Genomic DNA, 19,147 nt, shown 5'->3' on the forward strand with positions numbered 1-19,147 from the left:
TCTATTTGCCTTGATGATCTGCCGTTTGATCAGTCAGTTCCCAGCGTGCATCGATTTCCTGAAGCATATCCTCGGTCGATAGCTGCTGACCCATGCGCCCGCGTTTGACAAAGCGATGATCAAAGGAAACAGCACCATTTGTCCGGACAAGATCACGAAATTCGTCAATGAAGCTTTGTTCAAATTTGCTGTTAAAGGTGTTGAACAAAACCACCCGTTTGCCATCAAAACGATGATGGCGGGCAAATTCCCAGATCGGCGGTACAGGGCTGTAAAGCCAGATCGGTGATCCGAGATAGATCGTGTCATAGGGGCTAAGGTCAATCTCGGCGGGTGTCACAGCCGCCTGATGGTTGCGGGCATCGATTAAAGCCCTGATCCAGCCGATAATGCCAAGTTTGTAATCGGGGGCCTCAATCCGGAAAATGCGCGCGCCAAGCTGATCTGCGACATGATGGGATGCAAGGGCCGTGTTCCCGGATCTGGAAAAGAAAACGACCGCGGTGGTGCTTTCAGACACAGCTTCACGCTGTTGCGCGCTCAGGAACTTTTCGGCCTGACGTGCCTGACTGTTTTCTGTTTGTGTGACAAAAAGCGTAACGGAAAGTGCGCCAATTACCGCGATGGCGACAATACCGATCACAATCCAATGCCATAACACCATGATGTTTTCTTATGCCTGTTGCAGGTTCAAAGGAGACAGGATTTCGATCGGATGGCCTATATTGCGCAGTTCAAAGGTGCCGTGGGAATGCCAATTGCCGGGCCGGATGGCTGCAAAGGCATCCGATACCAGTACTGTCTGCGACAGTTCCTTGCACTTTGCTTCGATGCGGGCGGCTTCGTTGGCAGCACTGCCGATAACGGTGAATTCAATCCGTTCCTTGGTTCCGATATTGCCATACATCACCTTGCCGGTATGAAGCCCGATCCCGAATTCAAGGGACGGTTCCCCGCGTGCCTTTCGGTCCTCATTGATTGTTTGCGCACGCTTCATCGCGTCATGGGCAACGGCCAGCGCCGCATCACAGGCATCAATGTCGCGCTCATAACGCTCAAACGGAAAAATCGCCAGTGACGCATCACCAATATAGCGCAAGACCTCGCCGCCACCGGCAATTACGGCACCTGCGGTAATGTCGTAATAGTCATTCAGAACTTCCAGAAATCCCTGAAATCCATATCGCTCGGCCAATTTGGATGACTGTCGAAGATCGCAGAACAGGATGACGGCTTCGATCAGGTCGCCGTCACCGCGCTGGATTTGTCCGGACAGAACACGGTCGGTGGAATAATTTCCAAGATAGGCCCTAAGGATGTCGCCAACCAGACGGCGTTGCGACAATCCCTTGATTTCAGCGCTAAGCGGAAGTCGCAGACGTTGCAAAAGTGCGACGGCCTTTTCGTCAAATCCGCCGGGCGCATTTGTTGTCCAGCTAAATATCGTGCCTTCCTGACCAATGAGGTTGGTTTTGCGGTCGTCAAAACCGGTCAGTTGAATGATGTAGTCGGTAGCACCTTCGGCGGCGAAGCGACTGAAAATCTCGAAGCGGTCGCGGTCCCTGCCATTGATCTGATATCGGGCTTCTTCCTTGCCGTTCAGGAATGTCTCGCGGACGGGGCTTTTTAGCCATGCGTCGCTTTTTTCAAGCCCGCGGTCATAGGTTTCGGCAACAATGCCTTTGCCGCGTGACCAGGAATAGCTGCCCGCGACAAAAAGCGGATGAAGCATTGGCATCCCGATATGCACACGGATCAGATCAAGGCCGGCTTCGTTCAGCTTTTCCACCAGTTCGGTCAGAAGCGTTTCGACATCCCATCCCTGAATGGAGCGCCGGTGCAACCAGTTGCTCAGTTCATCGTAAAGGCTGTCGCTTGTCATCGAATTCATGAAGTCCCCGTGATTGCTACCGGATGCGTTAACTTATCTGGGAATTGACGGACGGTATCGCACGGCATCAAGGAAAAGTTTGAAGGCTGGCGAATGGTGACGACGGCTCGGATAATACAGATGATACCCCGGAAGCGGCGGCACAGCATCATCAAGTACCTTGATCAATTTGCCTGAACTTAATGCATTGGTCACCTGATCTTCAGGAAGATAGCCAAGACCAACACCGTCAAGCGTCGCATCAAGAATCAGATCAATGGTGTTAAAGACGAGCGGCCCGTCCATCCTGACCCGGATTTCTTCGCCATCCTGCATCAAGCGCCATGCATTGAGGGTTTCCGAACTCGGAAGACGCAGATTAATGCCGCGATGTCTGGCGAGGTCCCGCGGGCTTTTAGGGGCAGGGTGGCTTTCGAAATATTCTGGCGACCCGACGATGCACATCGGGATATCTGCGCTGATCCGCATGGCAATCATATCGCGCGCCACATGTTCGCCCAGACGGACGCCTGCATCAAAACGGTCGCTGACTACATCGGCCAATCCGTAATCCACCGTGATCTCGACCGTAATATCGGGATTGGATTTCAAAAGGGCGGACATTGCCGGATTAAGCACCGTCTTGGCAGCATGTTCGACAGAGGTGATCCGGATCGTTCCGGCGGGCTTGTCACGAAATTCGCTTAGATCAGCGATGCTTTGATCAAGTTCATGAAGCATCGGTGCAAGTTGATCGACCAGTCGCTGGCCAGCTTCGGTTGGCGCAACACTTCGCGTTGTGCGCGCCAGCAACCGAACCCCCAGCCGTTCTTCAAGGCGACGGACAATTTGGCTAAGTGCTGATTGCGACAGGCCAAGTTTACCGGCAGCACGGGTAAAACTGCGTGCTTCGGCAACGACGACAAAGGCTGTGAGATCGGCCATTTCATCCCGGCGCATTTATCACCTGACTTATAAGTTCATGCACAATTCAGTATCTAATCACTTTCTTGGCGATGCGCTACCTTTTGTTTGTCGCTGATTGATCGACGGTTTCGGACTGTCCTCTGTTCCCGGACCCGACATATGTGACGCAGAGTTTCTGAAATGTCCGCAGGACGGACAGAGTTGCAATGATAGGAGAGTTAAGATGTCTCGCATGTCGAAGGAGCGTATGGAAGCAGCATTCAAACAGCTCGAAACCATTTCGCCGGAAGACTACGCAAAGGTCCAGGGACTTGCGGAGATTGTGCGACCGTTGCGCAGCGTGATCCACAAGACCCCGGATGATTACGGTATGACCGGCTGGCATGATCTGGTGATCCCGTCAGATGATGGCGTGCCGCTGGAAGCCTGGTACATCCCGGCAAAGGGCGGTGAAAGCAACAAGCTTGTGATTTTCAACCATGCACTTCCGATGTGTCGTGCCGGCTTCCCCGGGCATCTTGGCGCACCATGGAGTGCCTATGACGCGGTCGAAATCGACTTTGTCATTCAATACAAACATCTTACCGATGCGGGCTATAACGTCCTGACATACGACATCCGCAATCATGGCAACAGCGGGGCTGCCAATGGCGGGCTAAGCGGGATTGGACAATGGGAATGGCGCGACTGCGTCGGTGTAAAGAAGTTCGTCGATAACCACCCCCGTCTGTCGAAAATGAAGGTAGCACTGTATAGTCAGTGCATGGGTGGAAACTCGCAATATCACGCCATTCATCGCCATCCGGAGCTTTTTGAAAATGTCAGCTGCATGGTCAGCCCGATGGTCGTTTCAATGTCGGCAATCTATGACGCTTTCTCGGAGCTTCAGGGCGTTTCGCAATATCAGGAACTGATCGATCTTGAATTGCTCAAGATGGGTGGTTTTGTTGCAGCCGAAATGACCCCGCATCTTTGGGCGCCAAGTGTCACGATGCCGGTTCTGATGGTGCAGGTTCTCGAAGATGCATGGACCCGCAACCCGGTTGACGGACAGACAACCTTTGATCTTCTGGGCAGCAAGGAAAAGGAACTGTTTTGGATCGAAGATACGCCCCACCGGTTCAAGGATGGCTATAACCATTTCGGTCGCCATCCGGAAAACGTCCTGTCGTTCCTTGCAAAACATATGGGCTGATACTGTACTGATATCCAAAAAACGCGAATGCCTTAAATGCGGCATTCGCGTTTTGCGTGTGATATCGTGGGTCGGTTGGTGATGCTGATGTGACTGGGGATCACGGGAATGGTAATGGCGTTGTTGCGCACGGTTGGCCGGATCGGGATTGATGCCATCCTGCCGCCGCGCTGTGGCGGGTGTGGCGCGATTACCGAAACCACCCATGCGGTCTGTGCCGATTGCTGGGCGGGATTACGGTTCATATCGGCCCCGCAATGTGCCTGTTGCGGTTATCCGTTTGAACTTGATGATAGCGCTAACATCAACGGAAATGAACAGCCTGACGGACAGGTGCTGTGTGGAAACTGTCTGCAAAAGAAACCGGATTTTGATCTGGCGCGGGCTGCACTTGTTTATGATGATCACAGCCGCGATTATCTGCTTCGGTTCAAACATGCTGATCGCACCGATCTGACCCCGCTTTTGGCACGCTGGCTTTATCAGTGTGGCAAGGGAATCTGGGATCAGGCGGATTTGATTGTGCCGGTCCCGCTGCATCGGCGGCGGTTATTGCATCGTCGCTATAACCAGTCGGGATTGCTGGCCGCCAGATTATCAAAAATGACCGGTATTCCCTGGGATGGATTGGTGCTGGGGCGCAAGCGAAACACGCGCAGTCTTGGCGGGCTTGGTCCGTCATCGCGCAAACGTGAAGTCGGCGGTGCTTTTGCCATTGATGACACGCGGGCGCAGCTTTGCGGGCTTGATGGCGGGCGGGTTGTTTTGATTGATGATGTGCTGACAACCGGGGCAACCGCCAATGCCTGTGCCCGGGCGTTGAAGCAGTCGGGCGTCATGCACGTATCTGTGATCACGGTTGCACGCGTCGTACGATGACGCGTTGCAAAAAATCTGTTATACAGCCGTCATCAGAACAGTTTTCCGCGCCGTATCAAATGTTCAAAGCCCGGTTTACGGGGCTTTTGGCATGATCGGCTGCTTGAAAAAGGATGAATGCCCAATGGCAAAAGTTGAAGTATATGCCACCGAATGGTGCCCCTATTGCAAACGTGCCCGCAAGCTTCTTGAAGAAAAAGGCGCGAAATATCAGCTGATCGACGTGATGATGGAGCCGAAGCGCAAAAAGGAAATGATGGACCGTGCCAATGGCCGTCATACCGTGCCGCAGATCTTCATCAATGACGAACATATCGGCGGCTGCGACGAACTGATGGCGCTTGAAGCTGCTGACAAGCTTGACGCAAAACTGTCAGCATAAATCAGGTCATCCTGACCTGCACATGTTAAAAACCCCGGCCTTTTTGTGGCCGGGGTTTTTTGTTGGTGGCACGGGGGACGGGGCGAGACTGATTTGCGAAAATCAGGAAAAGACCCTTTCCATTTCCTTGCGGAATGCGATTGCCGGGTCTTTGGCGTCAAATTCGACATCATCCCAGGTCAGGGTTTGGTCCATCCCGACCGGGCGTTTGATTTTAAGATGGTGGGCAAGGCCGATCGGCAGCGCATTGCGTGCACGCGATGTGCTGGCCGGGGAGAGTTTGCCATACACCGTATAGCCTCCTTCACCATCCAGCATTTCACCGGGTTTAAGATCGCGCTTGGCGGTGGCGACCGCATCGCCCGACCAGGCGCGTGATGTGCCGGTTGCCTCACCGCGCAGGGCCGCCGATGCCACCGAAATGCCCAGTTCCAGCCCGATCAGGTGATAGGGTTTATACATGGTGGAATATTGCCCGCTTGGATCGGTCAGAAGGCCATATTCGTTAAAGCATCTGACGACATAGTCACTGGGGGCTTCAAATGTCACATAAACGCCCCAGCGCAGATCGCGAAAGACCGGGCGGGTGTCACGTTCAAGACTTGAAACAACTTCGACCGTGCCTTTGCGATCAAGGATGCCGCCGCTTTCACGCGGGCACAGCAATCGGGGAAGGTCATCAACCCCGCAGGCCGGGAATTGCAATCCGCAATCCTGGGGCACAAGATCACAGGCATTGGAAACAGCGGCCATTTCAATGGCGGATTTGGTGCCATCAAGGAAGCTGTTGAAAATTTGCGGGTTCATGCCACCCGCCTGTGCCTGTTCGGGTGTCAGACCATAGTGATGCCAGACATCATCAGGTGTGACATGATGATAGATCGGAAGATATTTGGTGCCCTTGCCGGCGCAGGTTACCGGCAGGCCAATGGCGCGCGCCCAATCGACCATTTCCGAAATCAGGGCCGGTTGATCGCCATAAGCCATGGAATAGACAAGACCGGCGGCCTCGGCCCGCTTGGCAAGAAGGGGGCCCGCAAGCACATCGGCCTCGACATTGACCATGACGATATGGCGACCATATTCGATGGCCTTTAGCGCAAAGCGAATGCCGGCAGACGGGCTTCCGGTTGCATCAATGATGACTTCAAGCCCGTCAGCGGCAATCAGGGCGTCGGCATCATCGGTGATCCAGGTCGTTCCGTTTTTATACGCACTTGCCGGATCGGTTGCCGAAAACCGGTCATCGGACCAGCCAACGCGGCGCAATGCCGCCTTGGCCCGGTCGATGCCAAGATCTGCGATGCCCAGCACATGGTAGCCCGGATGATGTCCGGCCTGACTTAAAAACATCGATCCGAATTTACCGGCACCGATAATGCCAACCCGGACCGGATTGCCTTCATCGGCACGCTTGCGCAGTTTTGCATCGAGATTCATTTAACTTCACTTCTCCGGCAGGTGTTATGCGGCGGTGCGCTTGGCGACCAGTTCTTCAAGGCAGTTATCCGCAAGCGGTTCGATCGGCGTGAAATCGCGGTGCGCAATCCACGGTTTGCGATTGAATGCCCGAATATGGTTCGAAACCGCACACAGGCTGAGATACACAATCGTGCGGTCAAACGGGCTGATATTGGGCGGGCTGGCATGGACCAGATTGCCGTGGAACATCACAACCGAGCCAGCCGGACCAATCGGGGCTTCGCAGCCGCCATCATCGGCAAGTTTGGTCACGGTTTCACGATCAAGCGTCCAAAGCGGATAGGACGTGGTTTCAAGATCATGACCGGCCTGAAGCACACCTGCCTTGTGGCTTTTGGGAATGAAAAGAAGCGGGCCATTGGCCGGGGTCACGTCTTCGAGGAACAGGGCAATGTTGAACGCGCGCGGTTCGGGCATTTCATCATCGCGTTGCCATGTGCCGTAATCCTGGTGCCACTGCCAGACAGCGCCATCAAAGGCGGCCTTGGCGTTGATTTTGTACTGATGCATGTAGACCTGTTCTTCAAGATACTGAACAACCGGTTCGATCAGGCGGGGATGGGCGCCAAGACGGCGGTGGGCTTCGTTATAGGTATGTGCGGCAAAGGCGGTTCGGGCGACGCCGGATTTCTCGCGCCAGACCTCTTCGCGGTCGGATGCGTAAATCTGTTTGGCTTCGGATAACAGCAGGGCGGCTTCTTCGCGTGAAAAAAGTTCAGGCAAAAAAACAAAGCCATCTTCGCGAAATTTCGCGAGTTCGGTCTCACTGAGTTTCATGACGTTTCCTCCGCGCCGCACATTCTTGTTTATTGTGTTGCGGCTGATGCCCGCTTCGGGCGGTTAATTGGTGTGGTGATCGGTATCCTTCATATTCGAGATCAGGCGATGCTTGGCATTGTGGGTATGTTCAATGGCCAGCATTTGGGCACGGTCGCCATCGCCGGCACAGATCGCGTCGGCGATGGCTTCATGTTCCGTCCAGATCGGATCGCGGGACGATCCGGTCTGCAGGTCTGCATGCATCACACGCCGAATTTGCAACCAGACGGCCGCTGATGCTTCGGGCAAAAGGGGGTTGCCCGACAGACGATAGATCGTTTGATGAAATGCGACGTCGGCTGCAACAAGTTCTGCGGTGTCGCCGCTGCCCAGGGCGTGGTTTCCCTGTGTGATGGCAGCCCGCAAAGCCGATTCCCGGTCCGGGGCGTTGGATTGGGCGGCAAGACGGGCGGCGAGCCCGTCAAACGCTTCTCGCAGGTCATAAACGTGACGGACCAGATCGGCATCAACGGGTGCCACGCGATAGCCGCGCCGCCCCATCGGTTCGACCAGTCCGTCACGACGCAGCAGCCCCAGAGCTTGCAACACGGGTTGCCGCGAGACATTGAGTTCCTCAGCCAGCGCTTCCTGACGCAAAGGTGTCCCGGGAGGGAGAGCACCGGAACACAAGGCATCAACCAGGCGGTCATGCACTTCGTCAGTCAGACTTTTTCGACCGGAAAGAGGTTCCATCTTCGATCCTTCTTAGGTGTACGGAATACTGTATACAGTAATTTCGACCAGGGAAAGATGTAAGTTGCAATCAGGACTGTTTTGGGGGCATGCGGTTGATCACGTGCCCGCGCGGACGCGACGTTTTGTCATTGCGTACGGGTGCTGGGCATCATGACCGAAAGGCGGTGCGATGGTGATAAGGTGCGAAGTTCGCACTGATCGAATTGCGTATTGTCGCGCGTGACCGACAGGGTCATCATGGCAGGGATAATGATAAAAAGGAGAATGCATCATGACCCGTTTCATTGCTGCCTGTGTCCAGGTCAATTCCCGTGACGTCATGTCCGACAACCTTGCGCGTGCGGCGACCTATGCGCGCGATGCCCATGCGGCAGGGGCCCGGTTGATCGCATTTCCTGAAAACGTATCCATGATGTCCTTTGGCGGGGAAAATGTCCGCGCCGCAGCCTTTCCCCAGGAAGAACATCCCGGCCTTGGCTTCTTTGCCGATCTGGCCCGGGAACTTCAATCCACCCTGATTGTCGGATCGCTGCATGTAAAGGTCGCGGGTGAAGACCGGGTGGCAAACCGCTGCTTTGTCATTGGGCCCAATGGCAATGTCATCACGTCCTATGACAAGATCCATATGTTCGATGTCGATCTTGCCAATGGGGAAAGTTACCGCGAAAGCAAAACATTCCGTCCCGGCGACACCGCCAAACTTGCGGAGACCGAGTTTGGCAAGATCGGTGTGTCGGTTTGCTATGACGTGCGGTTCCCGCATCTGTTTCGCGATTACGCCAAGGCCGGGGCCAAGATCCTGAGCATCCCGGCGGCCTTTACCCGAACCACCGGACAGGCGCACTGGCATACGCTTTTGAAGGCGCGGGCGATTGAAAATGGCTGCTTTGTCATTGCCGCTGCCCAATGTGGCGATCATCCGGGTGGGCGCCAGACATTCGGCCATTCCCTGATCATTGATCCGTGGGGCGAGGTTTTGGCCGATGGCGGGACCGATCCCGGCTTTGTCACAGCCGAGATCGATCTGTCGCGCGTTGATGAAATCCGGCGCATGGTGCCGTCCCTGCAAAATGGTCAGACCTATAAGCCGTGCTGACCATGTGCCGGTAAGGTTTGAGGTTCGAGGTTCGCGGTCTAAGGTCTGATGTCGAAGTGGTCAGGAATAACTGACCACTTCGAACTCGATATTATCGGCATCGCGGAAATAGAACCGCCGACCGGGTTCGTAATCGGCGTGATTATGGGTTGTGAAACCCGATGCCTTGATCTTTTCTTCGGTCGCATCAAGGTCATCGACCACCACGGCAATATGGTTCAGGCCACCACGCGTCTGGTAGGTGTTGTCGCGTGCATCACAGGCGCCGTTTGAACTGTCGGCTTTGCCGGGTGCATAAAGTGCGACGTAACTTGAACTGTTGCCAACGTGATAGGTTTCCCCGTTATGGATCGACGGGCCTTTCCAGCGGACGTTCCATCCGAACCAGTCATGCAGGAGACTTGCCGTTCGGGCGGGGTCAGAAACGGTAAAATTCACGTGTTCCAGAAATGCTTCACTCATGGCGTTTCCCTTTCAATGTAAAGGAGAAGGGTGGGTTTGTTCCTTGGTGGTAATTCCTGAAGTAAGGTTGAGGTCAAGGGCCAAATTGCATTGAATTTGCAATTTTATCTGATTGGGATGACAGATTGCTCACAGGGCCTCACGAAACAGTGTCGCAACGTCATTTCGATTTTCGGGCTGTGCGGGGCACTCTTGGTCATCACGGAAACCCAAGCGGAGAGACAGCACCAATGTTGAAGAAAACACTGACCGGGGCGATTGTCCTTTTTGCCATGTCGGGCGCAGCCCTGGCGGGTGAGCAATATGTCGACGAAACCGGCTTTGCGATCAGCGGCTATGACGCGGTGGCCTATTTCAATCTGGCGCAAAAAGACGATGGCATGATGCAGCCCCATGCCGTGCCGGGCCGTGCGGACATTACTGCCGATTATAACGGGGCGACCTGGGCCTTTGCGACGGCTGAAAACCGCGACATGTTCCTGGCCGATCCGGCAAAATATGCCCCGAAATATGACGGGCATTGTGCATATGGTGTTGCCAAGGGGGCAAAGGTTCCTGCCAACCCGAACCTGTGGCGGATCGTTGATGGCAGCTTGTATCTTAACATCACCCCGGAAGTCGCCGAAACCTGGAACAGCGATATCGCCGATTACATCATGGATGCCAATGATGAATGGTCCGATCTTGAACCGAAATCGGCGTCTGATGACAGCTGGATGGAGATGAGCGACAATGACGGCACCTATGACATGGCAGCACCGATCAAATAAGCGTTAAGCCCCATACCACCCATAGCGCCCCCATACTGCCCCCGATATTGCCCCCATGACAAAACACCCCGGCCAGAATGGTCTGCCGGGGTGTTTTTTGATCGGTTACGGATCAGATCAGGTCAGGAACCGCGCAATGCGCTGACCACCGGGCGGCGATACAGCAAAAAGGCGGGCAGGGTTGCCAGGATCAATCCAATAATGACAAAGCCGCCCGCCAGCATCAGTTCCGATGATCCGAGCGATGCCTGCATGGCCATGCCGGTTTCGGCGGTAAATATCCGCGATACCGATTGCGCCACCATCCAGCCAAGCCCAAGACCGCAAATCGCGCCGGTAATCACCAGCAGGGAGACATAACTCCAGATCGCGGAAAAGACATAACTGCGCGGCGCACCAAGGGCCCGCAGAACGGCAAACTGTTTGCGATAAAGCTGCATCAGCGCAAGGATCGCAGCCAGAATTGCCGCAACCACAAGCGCTTGTGACCCCAGCGCCATGGCCCGCATCACCGATCCGGCATTGCCAAGCAGACGATACATCTCGACCAGGACTTCGGCCGGGAAAAAGGCGGTGGAATGGTCGGTGCGATAATCGGACCGGATGGTATAGGCCGCGGCAACGCTTTTGGGTCTGACGACGATGGCAGGGACACCGGGCAATTCATCAAGATCAAAGGGCGGGCCGATGCGGGTTACGTGGTGATCGCCATCATGTTCGTGCGCGTGATCATGGGCGTCTTCGTCGTGATCAGTCGCATGGTCATGATCGCCATCATCATGGGTATTGGCTTCTTCATGTTCATGATCTTCGTGATCTTCATGCGCTTCGCTGCCGTCATGATCATGTTCATCGCCGGCAGGTTCATGATGCCCGGTCGGCAGGGCATGAAGATCCCAGACCTGTTCGACGGCAACAATGATGGCGCTGTCCCATGGCGTGCCGGTCGGCTGCATTTTGCCAACTACATGCAGTTCCGCACCGTGATGATGATCAAGGACTTCTTCGGGACCATGGCCGTGGCTGGGTTCAAATTCATCGCCAATAGCAAGCGGCACGGCAGCACCGACGACGGCCTGTTCGATGGTTTCAAACACATGCCCGCTGGCAAGCCCGCCAGACAGATAAGTTACGAATTGCGGCGTTGATCCGACAATCGAATGCCCCTTCCAGCTGTCGCCAAAAGCAAGCGGAGCGGCAATTTCAACCCGCGGATCGTCAAACAGCTTGCCCCAATAAGGACCATCAAGAAGATTGATGGCGCTATGTTGCAGGAAGATCGAATTCATGACGATTTCCGTCTGGCTGCCCGGGGCTGCGATCAGGATATCAAACTTGTCGGCCGCCTGTGCGCTGCCCTGACGGAGTGCACGTTCCTGTGCCGTCAGGCCAACACCGATGGCAACCGCAACCGCGATCAGAAGAACAAACAGAATGTTCATGATCCAGTGCCGTTTCAGACTGGCCATCACGATGGGAAACGGGTTCATGCAAGCTCAGCCTTTTCCTTGATGTTAGCGCTATCATCAATCAGGGCACCCTTGTCAAAACGCAGAACACGACCGCAGCGATCAATCACATCCTGATCATGACTGACGGTGATGATGGTGCGGTTCGACCCGGCCAGCGAAAACAGCGTTTCGGTTGCGGTTTTTGATGCTGCGTCATCAAGGCTTGCGGTTGGTTCGTCGGCCAGAATGACGGGGGGATCAAACAGCAGGGCACGGGCAATGGCGACACGTTGTTGTTCGCCGCGTGACAAATCAGATGTGCTTTTGCGCGCCAGCGGTACGCCCACCTGATCAAGAAGTTCGTGGGCGCGTTTACGGGTGGCGTCATTAATGCGCCAACCGATAAAACTTGCCGGGATCAGAACGTTGTCAAGCGGGGTGACTTCATCAATCAGGTGGAAATCCTGAAACACGAAACCGATGGATTTGCGCCGCCAGCGATCTGTTTCACCTTCGCCCAGGGTGGTGATATCCGTGCCGTTCCAGATGATCTTGCCGTGGCTTGGCTTCAAAAGGCCGCTGATCAGATACAGCAGGCTTGATTTACCTGATCCGGACGGGCCGGAAATGCCGACGGTTTGCCCGCGATCAATCGCAAGATTTCCGATCTGCAACACAGGGGGCTGGTTTTTCCCGTAATGCAGACTGAGTTCTTCGATGCGCAAAAGCACGTCAGAGACGGGCTCAGATAAGTTCGAACTGGGCATCGACAAGTCGGACAAGGCTGACAAAACCGGTTTCCTCATCTTTGGCTTCACCGAGTTCAAGAATACCGGTGGTAATGATCGGACGATTGAATGCCACCGCATCAACCGTATCGCGGGTGCGGACAAAAACGATGTCACTTGGCCAGTCTGCCGATGTTTCACAGAACGGGCAGACCGCCATCGGGCGCTGGGTCAGGACAAAAAAGGATGCATCTGCCTTAAGCGGCGGGGCCATGAAACCCGGAACCGTGATGATTTCGCGCGATGCGGCAAAGGCTTTTGCCTCGGCGGAAAATTCGGCCTGTGTTTTGTAAAGGTCGCGAATTTTGATGCGGCTTTGCGCGCATGCCGGACGGGTCAGGGCAAGACCGATTGAGGCAGACGCACCGGCAATGAATGTGCGGCGTCCGATGGGCATGAGAAGTCTCCGTCAAACAGAAGCGCCGGTCGCAGCGAACTGCGACCGGCAAAGATGGTGGTCAGCGGATGGCTTATTTCGAAGCCATGCTTTCCTGGATTTTCGAGGCATGCGCCATGACGTGGTAGATGAAGTTCTGTTCAACCACACCCTTGAACAGGTGCGACCACGGACCGGCTGCAAAGATTGCAACATCGTCGCCCGCGTGGGTTTCGCTGCTCATCGGGACCAGTGCCTGCTGAAGGTAGTCAATGTCGGTGGTGTCAACATTGGTCAGATCAGCACGAAGGTTGTCTTTCAGGGCACCCGGGCCGTTCATGTAGCCAAGGGTGGTGTAAGGCTTGCCATCATCGCCTTTTTCTTCGGACAGGCCGAGGATCGGGTTGCCGCGGCTTGCATAACCCGAAATGGTCATGGTGTGCGCGTGGTCGGCGGTGACAATGATCAGGGTGTCATTCAGGTTGACCTTGCCCATGGCTTCCTTGACGGCATCGTTCAGTGCGACGGTGTCTTCAAGGGCGCGTGCGGCATTGCCGGCATGGTGGGCGTGGTCAATACGACCTGCTTCGACCATCAGGAAGAAGCCCTTGTCATTGTTTGCAAGAATATCAATCGCCTTGCCGGTCATTTCAGCAAGCGACGGTTCGCCGGCTGCATCTTTTGCACGGTCGGCTTCATATTCCATGTGCGAACGGTCAAACAGGCCCAGGACCTTTTTGGTTTTGGCCGGGTCAAGTTTGTTGAACTGTTCCTGGTTCCAGATGTATTGCGCACCGGCACCGTTGGCTTCTACCCATTCTTTCGGAAGATCGCGACCATCGGAACGCTGGCCCATTTTGCCGGCATCTTCCGGGTCTTCCATGGTTTTGTCCATGAACATGCGACGACCGCCGCCCATGGCAACTTCAAACCCGTCACCGCCTTCTTTCCATTCGATCATCTGAAGGGCGATGTCCTTGCAGCCGCCTGCCTTTGCTTCTTCGGTCAGGTCGCTGTCGCTTTCCCAGTTACGGTCGGCAGTGTGAACATAGTTCGCAGCCGGGGTCGCGTGGGTCAGGCGGGCGGTGGAAATCCAGCCGGTCGACATGCCTTTTTCTTCGGCCTGTGCCGCGATGCTGGTCAGCGGATGTTCTTTCTGTGCTTCGCAATCACGACGGGCGACTTCCTTGGAAACGCCGATGGTGCCGTTATTGAGCTTAACACCGGTAACCATTGCCGATGCGGTCGGTGCCGAGTCAGCGATCTGGGCGTCATGGGTGTAGGTTTTCGACAGTGCCACGTTCGGGAACTGACCGAAAATCAGGCTGTTGCTTTCGCCGTCAACGCCGCGCTTCTGGCCTTCGAAGATACGGGCCGCGGTAACGGTCGGAATGCTCATGCCATCCCCGACGAACAGGATGATGTTTTTGGCACGGTTGGTGTTGTCCTGTTCCATCAGCTTCTGCTGAAGGGTCTGCTGTGCAGCAAGGAAATAGGAATCGTTTGCCTGCGGAAGCTGATCAGCCGCATAGGCAACGTTTGCGCACATGGCACCAGCCAGCGCGGAAGCCACAAGAAGGCGTTTCATTTCGATAGTCTCCCTTATCGAATAATATGCTCGCTGCTATCTGCCCAACAGCGAATGCGGCGGGAGTCTAGTGTCTGTGAAAGGCGCTTTCGTGAAGCAAATATGATTGATCTGTTACAATGTTCGGATGAACCGGAATTCGCCAATTTCCGCGATTTCAAAAGTCTGACGATATGTTTTTACTGGTGTGGTGCGGTCGTGTGCGTGGCATCATAAGGTGCTGTTATTGATCGATAATTTCGAAAAAACAGCAATCCGGGCAAATCCACAAATGTGTGACTTGTTGGTATGATGTTTCGAAAGAACCGATTGTTCATTTGAATGCCGATTTTGCCAGACCGAACCTTGCGACCGTGACCGATCCTTCGGGCCCGATCATTCGTTTTCAGGCTTAGCCGGCTTTTGCGCAACGATCGCCTGTTTGACAGAAACCGGTAATCCGGTATCGCTGTCGCGGACGGGGCCTTGCTGGGTGGTGATGATATTCCAGTCGGCAAAGGTTTTGTTCAATTCATCCGGGCGCAGCAGAAATTCCGGTGACCGTGGCCGGCCAAAACGTTCATTGCCGACCATGAAGGTCTCATAGATCAGGGTGCCGCCCGGGCTTGTTGCGGCCCGCAGATGATCAAGCAGCGGGCGATGGAGGTAATTGACGACGACAATCAGATCAAACTGACGGTTTTCAAGGGGCCAGTTCCCGGTTTCAAGATCAGCCTCGATCCAGTTGATCACCCGGTTGCCTGACTGTTCAATACGCGAAAGATCGCGATCAATTGCCGTAACGTCCCATCCCCGTTTGGCCAGCCAGAAACTGTGCCGTCCGGCGCCGCAGGCAAGGTCGAGTGCGCGGTTATGTCCCGGCGTTGCCACAGGGCAATGCTGTGTGATCCAGTCCGATGGCAATTGGGATGACATTTTTGTAAATCTTGTTTATTGAAGGTTTCGCATGTGACTGGCGGAATGCGCCCGGTCAGGCCATATTACAGATACCTTAATTCTGCGACATATCGGTTTCCACAAGTACCATCATGATTCTTTTTCAGCTTAAATGCGAACATGATCACGAATTTGAAGGCTGGTTCAAGGACGGCGCGACCTATGACATGCAGGCCGCAAGCGGCGATTTGTCCTGTCCGGTCTGTGGCACGTCCAATGTGGGCAAGGCCCTGATGACGCCGCGATTGCGCACATCGCGGCAAAAGGAACTGGCAGCGGAAAAACAGCAGCAAAAAGCCGTGGCCGAAGCAACCAAGGCCGCGATTGCCGAAATCCGCAAACAGGTCGAAACCAATTGCGAGCATGTCGGTGACAAATTTGCCGAGGAAGCCCGCAAGATCCATTACGGCGAAGCTGAAAAACGCGGCATCTATGGTGAGGCATCGCTGAAGGAAACGGTCGAACTCGTCGAAGAAGGCATCGACGTCCACGCCTTGCCCTGGGGCGATGACACCAAGAAAAAGAACTGACAGCACATCAGGCCGACGGGTGTCTTGATATGCAAGTTGCAATCATCGAAAGTTGCCTGCAATTGCATTGAAAGATTTCTGTTCCTCCCCATTTGAATGGCTGGAGCTATTCGGAGGGAGAGGTTCGGGGAAGCGAAAGCACCGCAATTTCGGTATTCCCGGCATTGGCTTGAAAACCAGAATGGCCTGAAGGCCATCACAGAAATCGTTATCTGATCAGACGGCTCTCCCACGCGCGGACCATAAACCGTGTCCGGTTCAACCGACTGAAGAAGAGTGTGGGGAGATGAAGATTGATTTTAACGAACTGAATCTGAAGACCCTTCTTGATAATTCCATCGTCGGCGTGGTGATCCATGACTGGGATACATCGATCGTCTATGCGAACCCGCGGGCGATGGATTTGCTGGAAATGAGCTACGATCATCTGATCGGAAAAACATCATACGATCCGCAATGGCACTTTGTTGACGAACAGCACAGGCGGTTGATGGTTTACGAATACCCGGTCAACAGGGTGCGTAAAACCAACACCACGATGGTCAACGAAGTCTTTGGCAAGGTGAATGAGCAAACCGGTGACGTCAGGTGGTTTCTGGTAAATGCCTATGTCGAACGCCAACCCAATCTGCCCGATGGCAAAGGCTTCATTGTTGTTTCCTTCAATGACATTACCGACCGGCAGAACCTGTTTTCCTATGAACATATTCTGGAACATGCCGGGGATGTGGTCATCGTTACCGAAGCCGATCCGATAGAGGCACCGTTTGGCCCGAAAATCGTCTATGTGAACAAGGCGTTCGAAAAGCTGACAGGATATTCGCGCGACGAAGTCATCGGTGAAACACCGCGCATATTGCAAGGCCAACTGACCGATATCGAAGCCTGTCGACGCATTTCCAGGGCCCTGCACGAAAAAACCAATATCCGCGAGACATTGCTGAACTATTCCAAAACCGGAAAGCCATATTGGCTTGATATGAGCATCATGCCGCTTTTTGGGCGAAATGGTCAGGTTACCCATTTTGCGGCGATTGAACATGATGTGACGGAATCAGTGTTCAACGCGCAGCAGCTTGAACGGCGAAATGCGGAGCTCAGGCAAATCAAGGACTCGCTTAACAAGCTTGTTCAGGAAAAGACCCGTCAGCTTCGCGAAGCCAATATGAAGCTTGAGCAGCTTGCCTATTATGATGCGTTGACCGGCGTTCCCAACAGGCGCAGCTTCACCGACCAGTTGCAAAAGATGTTCGGGTTTTGTGTGCGCAACAGTTACCCGTTGCTGGTCGGCATTTTTGATATTGATGACTTCAAATATGTCAACGATACGCACGGTCACGGCGTAGGGGACGAGGTGCTGGTGCAATTGGCGCGTGCGGTTGACGATCAGTTCCGCATCGAAGATGTGTTTGGCAGGATCGGCGGCGAAGAATTTGCCTTTGCCTCAATCGTCAAAGAGCGCAAAGCAGCGGACATCCTGTGTGCCAGGGTGCTGTCAAATGCACGGTCATGTCAGGTTGAACTTGCCGACGGTCAGCATGTGTCGATCACTATCAGTCTTGGCGCATGTTTCGTGGTTCCGAGCAACGGCATCGATACGGACAAGGTCATGCAGGTCGCCGACCGGGATCTGTACGAAGCCAAAAGGTCGGGCAAGAACCGGTTTGTGATTTCGCAATGTTAGGGGCCGTTTCGCGGCCCCGGGTTCAGGCGACCCCGGGTTCAGGCCGCCTCGGGCTTGCGGGCGATGACCATGTAATTGACGTCAAGATCGCGCGGGGCGGGATACCAGGTATCCTTGATCGGGTTATAGGCAACACCGGTGATATCGGTCAGTTCCAGACCGGCACCACGCAGGTATCCCGACATTTCCGACGGTTTGACGAATTTGCGCCAGTCATGGGTGCCAGCCGGCAGCCAGCGCAGAATGTATTCGGCGCCGATCTTGGCCAATGCCAGTGACTTGATGGTGCGGTTAAGGGTCGCAACAAACATCAGTCCGCCCGGTTTGAGAACCGATGCACAGGCCTGCATGAAGAATTGCGGATCATCGACATGTTCGATGACTTCCATATTGAGCACGATATCAAACTGTTTGCCTTCATCGGCCAGCATTTCCGGCGTGCAGCAACGATAGTCGATTTCAAGACCGGACTGTGCTGCATGAACCTTGGCGACTTCGATGTTGTTTTCCGCAGCATCGATCGAGGTCATTTTGGCCCCCATCCGTGCCAGCGGCTCTGACAACAGGCCTGCACCACAGCCGATATCGATGATTTCGATATCTTTAAGAGGTTCGATCTGTGCGGGGGCACGTCCGACATGGGCACAGATATTGTCCCGCAAAAGCTGCAAACGCACCGGGTTGAAGCGGTGCAGCGGTTTCATCACGCCATTCGGATCCCACCATTTTTCTGCCATCGCGGAAAAACGCGTGATTTCCTCGGCATTGGCGGTGCGGCTGGTTTTGGCGGATGCGTCCGACATGGCGTGGCTCCAAAGGCGTGACATCAGTATGTGTGTTCTGTGCCCTGTTTACGCGGGCCTGATCGGCAAGGCAATACTCAGCTGACAAATGCGCGCGCCCATCGTCGCCGATCGGGCATCAAAACCATGTCTGAGGTGATCTGCATTGCCGGTATGGATCGTCAGGGTTTTTGGGTAAGTTTCGCACGATATTTCACTGAATTTGCCTGCGCGGAGCCATTCGGGACATATTTGGCTTATAAAAATTGCTCTGACGCAATTTATCGGCTGCGTTGATGCTTGTTTCGCGATGATTATGGAAGTATTGATAACGCCGCCCGAAACAGGGGACGCGCCGATACGATGGCATTGCATCCCTGCCAGGGAACCGGATCACATACCGTCTCGTTCGGATCGCCGATGGACGGAGAGCA

The 19,147-nt window shown here is 54.6% G+C and carries 20 protein-coding genes; 7 read left to right on the top strand and 13 right to left on the bottom strand.

Annotated elements, in window-relative coordinates; genetic code table 11:
* Nucleotide 1: 1 nt before the first annotated feature.
* Genes CU041_RS03910 through CU041_RS03920 form a run of 3 tightly spaced genes read right to left on the bottom strand, consistent with a single transcriptional unit; the run spans nt 2 to nt 2,815 of the window.
* Nucleotides 2-664 (bottom strand): flavodoxin family protein, encoded by a 663-nt coding sequence (locus tag CU041_RS03910; protein ID WP_101245806.1) that lies wholly within the window; start codon nt 662-664, stop codon nt 2-4.
* 9 nt (nt 665-673) lie between these two features.
* Nucleotides 674-1,891 carry an adenylate/guanylate cyclase domain-containing protein gene (locus tag CU041_RS03915; protein WP_101245807.1) on the bottom strand — a complete coding sequence of 406 codons (1,218 nt, stop codon included), beginning with the start codon at nt 1,889-1,891 and terminating at the stop codon, nt 674-676.
* 33 nt (nt 1,892-1,924) lie between these two features.
* Entirely contained in the window at nt 1,925-2,815 is an 891-nt protein-coding gene (locus CU041_RS03920; protein WP_324788541.1) for a LysR family transcriptional regulator, read from the bottom strand.
* A gap of 205 nt (nt 2,816-3,020) precedes the next feature.
* On the opposite strand from CU041_RS03920, the gene CU041_RS03925 reads away from it, so the two are divergent.
* The 3 genes from CU041_RS03925 to grxC all read left to right on the top strand — a co-directional run bounded on the left by CU041_RS03925 (nt 3,021) and on the right by grxC (nt 5,253).
* Nucleotides 3,021-3,992 (top strand): alpha/beta hydrolase family protein, encoded by a 972-nt coding sequence (locus CU041_RS03925; RefSeq protein WP_233432995.1) that lies wholly within the window; start codon nt 3,021-3,023, stop codon nt 3,990-3,992.
* 114 nt (nt 3,993-4,106) lie between these two features.
* Nucleotides 4,107-4,871 (top strand): ComF family protein, encoded by a 765-nt coding sequence (locus CU041_RS03930; RefSeq protein ID WP_170310119.1) that lies wholly within the window; start codon nt 4,107-4,109, stop codon nt 4,869-4,871.
* 124 nt (nt 4,872-4,995) lie between these two features.
* Nucleotides 4,996-5,253, top strand: a complete 258-nt coding sequence (gene grxC, locus CU041_RS03935; protein WP_101245924.1) for a glutaredoxin 3 — start codon at nt 4,996-4,998, stop codon at nt 5,251-5,253.
* Between the two features lie 102 nt (nt 5,254-5,355).
* Here grxC and CU041_RS03940 read toward each other — a convergent pair whose 3' ends face one another.
* The 3 genes from CU041_RS03940 to CU041_RS03950 all read right to left on the bottom strand — a co-directional run bounded on the left by CU041_RS03940 (nt 5,356) and on the right by CU041_RS03950 (nt 8,247).
* Entirely contained in the window at nt 5,356-6,693 is a 1,338-nt protein-coding gene (locus tag CU041_RS03940; RefSeq protein ID WP_101245811.1) for an NAD(P)H-dependent oxidoreductase, read from the bottom strand.
* A 24-nt stretch (nt 6,694-6,717) separates the two neighbouring features.
* Nucleotides 6,718-7,512 (bottom strand): phytanoyl-CoA dioxygenase family protein, encoded by a 795-nt coding sequence (locus tag CU041_RS03945; protein ID WP_068519650.1) that lies wholly within the window; start codon nt 7,510-7,512, stop codon nt 6,718-6,720.
* Nucleotides 7,513-7,575: 63 nt separating this feature from the next.
* On the bottom strand, nt 7,576-8,247 hold the full coding sequence (locus tag CU041_RS03950) for a GntR family transcriptional regulator (protein ID WP_068519651.1): 672 nt from the start codon (nt 8,245-8,247) through the stop codon (nt 7,576-7,578).
* Nucleotides 8,248-8,521: 274 nt separating this feature from the next.
* On the opposite strand from CU041_RS03950, the gene CU041_RS03955 reads away from it, so the two are divergent.
* Nucleotides 8,522-9,346, top strand: coding sequence for a carbon-nitrogen hydrolase family protein (locus CU041_RS03955; protein ID WP_101245812.1), 825 nt, complete (start codon nt 8,522-8,524; stop codon nt 9,344-9,346).
* A gap of 60 nt (nt 9,347-9,406) precedes the next feature.
* Here CU041_RS03955 and CU041_RS03960 read toward each other — a convergent pair whose 3' ends face one another.
* The gene (locus tag CU041_RS03960) at nt 9,407-9,808 is read right to left on the bottom strand and encodes a VOC family protein (protein WP_101245813.1); all 402 of its coding nucleotides are present in this window, start codon (nt 9,806-9,808) and stop codon (nt 9,407-9,409) included.
* Nucleotides 9,809-10,038: 230 nt separating this feature from the next.
* Between CU041_RS03960 and CU041_RS03965 the strand changes: the two genes are divergently transcribed.
* Nucleotides 10,039-10,578: a YHS domain-containing (seleno)protein gene (locus CU041_RS03965; protein ID WP_101245814.1), complete on the top strand. Its 540-nt coding sequence runs from the start codon at nt 10,039-10,041 to the stop codon at nt 10,576-10,578.
* Nucleotides 10,579-10,700: 122 nt separating this feature from the next.
* Here CU041_RS03965 and CU041_RS03970 read toward each other — a convergent pair whose 3' ends face one another.
* The 5 genes from CU041_RS03970 to CU041_RS03990 all read right to left on the bottom strand — a co-directional run bounded on the left by CU041_RS03970 (nt 10,701) and on the right by CU041_RS03990 (nt 15,696).
* Nucleotides 10,701-12,068, bottom strand: coding sequence for an FtsX-like permease family protein (locus tag CU041_RS03970; protein ID WP_101245815.1), 1,368 nt, complete (start codon nt 12,066-12,068; stop codon nt 10,701-10,703).
* Entirely contained in the window at nt 12,065-12,796 is a 732-nt protein-coding gene (locus CU041_RS03975; RefSeq protein ID WP_170310120.1) for an ABC transporter ATP-binding protein, read from the bottom strand. Before CU041_RS03975 ends, CU041_RS03970 begins: the two co-directional genes overlap by 4 nt.
* On the bottom strand, nt 12,774-13,214 hold the full coding sequence (locus CU041_RS03980) for a hypothetical protein (RefSeq protein ID WP_101245817.1): 441 nt from the start codon (nt 13,212-13,214) through the stop codon (nt 12,774-12,776). The genes CU041_RS03975 and CU041_RS03980 overlap by 23 nt, the downstream gene beginning before the upstream one ends.
* 73 nt (nt 13,215-13,287) lie before the next feature.
* Nucleotides 13,288-14,781 carry an alkaline phosphatase gene (locus tag CU041_RS03985; protein WP_101245818.1) on the bottom strand — a complete coding sequence of 498 codons (1,494 nt, stop codon included), beginning with the start codon at nt 14,779-14,781 and terminating at the stop codon, nt 13,288-13,290.
* A 375-nt stretch (nt 14,782-15,156) separates the two neighbouring features.
* Nucleotides 15,157-15,696, bottom strand: coding sequence for a class I SAM-dependent methyltransferase (locus tag CU041_RS03990; protein ID WP_101245819.1), 540 nt, complete (start codon nt 15,694-15,696; stop codon nt 15,157-15,159).
* A gap of 113 nt (nt 15,697-15,809) precedes the next feature.
* On the opposite strand from CU041_RS03990, the gene CU041_RS03995 reads away from it, so the two are divergent.
* Together CU041_RS03995 and CU041_RS04000 are read left to right on the top strand one after the other, a co-directional pair.
* Nucleotides 15,810-16,247 (top strand): DUF1178 family protein, encoded by a 438-nt coding sequence (locus CU041_RS03995; protein ID WP_101245820.1) that lies wholly within the window; start codon nt 15,810-15,812, stop codon nt 16,245-16,247.
* A 286-nt stretch (nt 16,248-16,533) separates the two neighbouring features.
* The gene (locus CU041_RS04000) at nt 16,534-17,931 is read left to right on the top strand and encodes a sensor domain-containing diguanylate cyclase (RefSeq protein WP_101245821.1); all 1,398 of its coding nucleotides are present in this window, start codon (nt 16,534-16,536) and stop codon (nt 17,929-17,931) included.
* 38 nt (nt 17,932-17,969) lie between these two features.
* Here CU041_RS04000 and ubiG read toward each other — a convergent pair whose 3' ends face one another.
* Nucleotides 17,970-18,734, bottom strand: coding sequence for a bifunctional 2-polyprenyl-6-hydroxyphenol methylase/3-demethylubiquinol 3-O-methyltransferase UbiG (gene ubiG / locus CU041_RS04005; protein ID WP_101245822.1), 765 nt, complete (start codon nt 18,732-18,734; stop codon nt 17,970-17,972).
* Nucleotides 18,735-19,147 lie beyond the last annotated feature (413 nt).

It is taken from the genome of Thalassospira povalilytica (assembly GCF_002844235.1).
Taxonomy (GTDB): Bacteria; Pseudomonadota; Alphaproteobacteria; order Rhodospirillales; family Thalassospiraceae; genus Thalassospira; species Thalassospira povalilytica.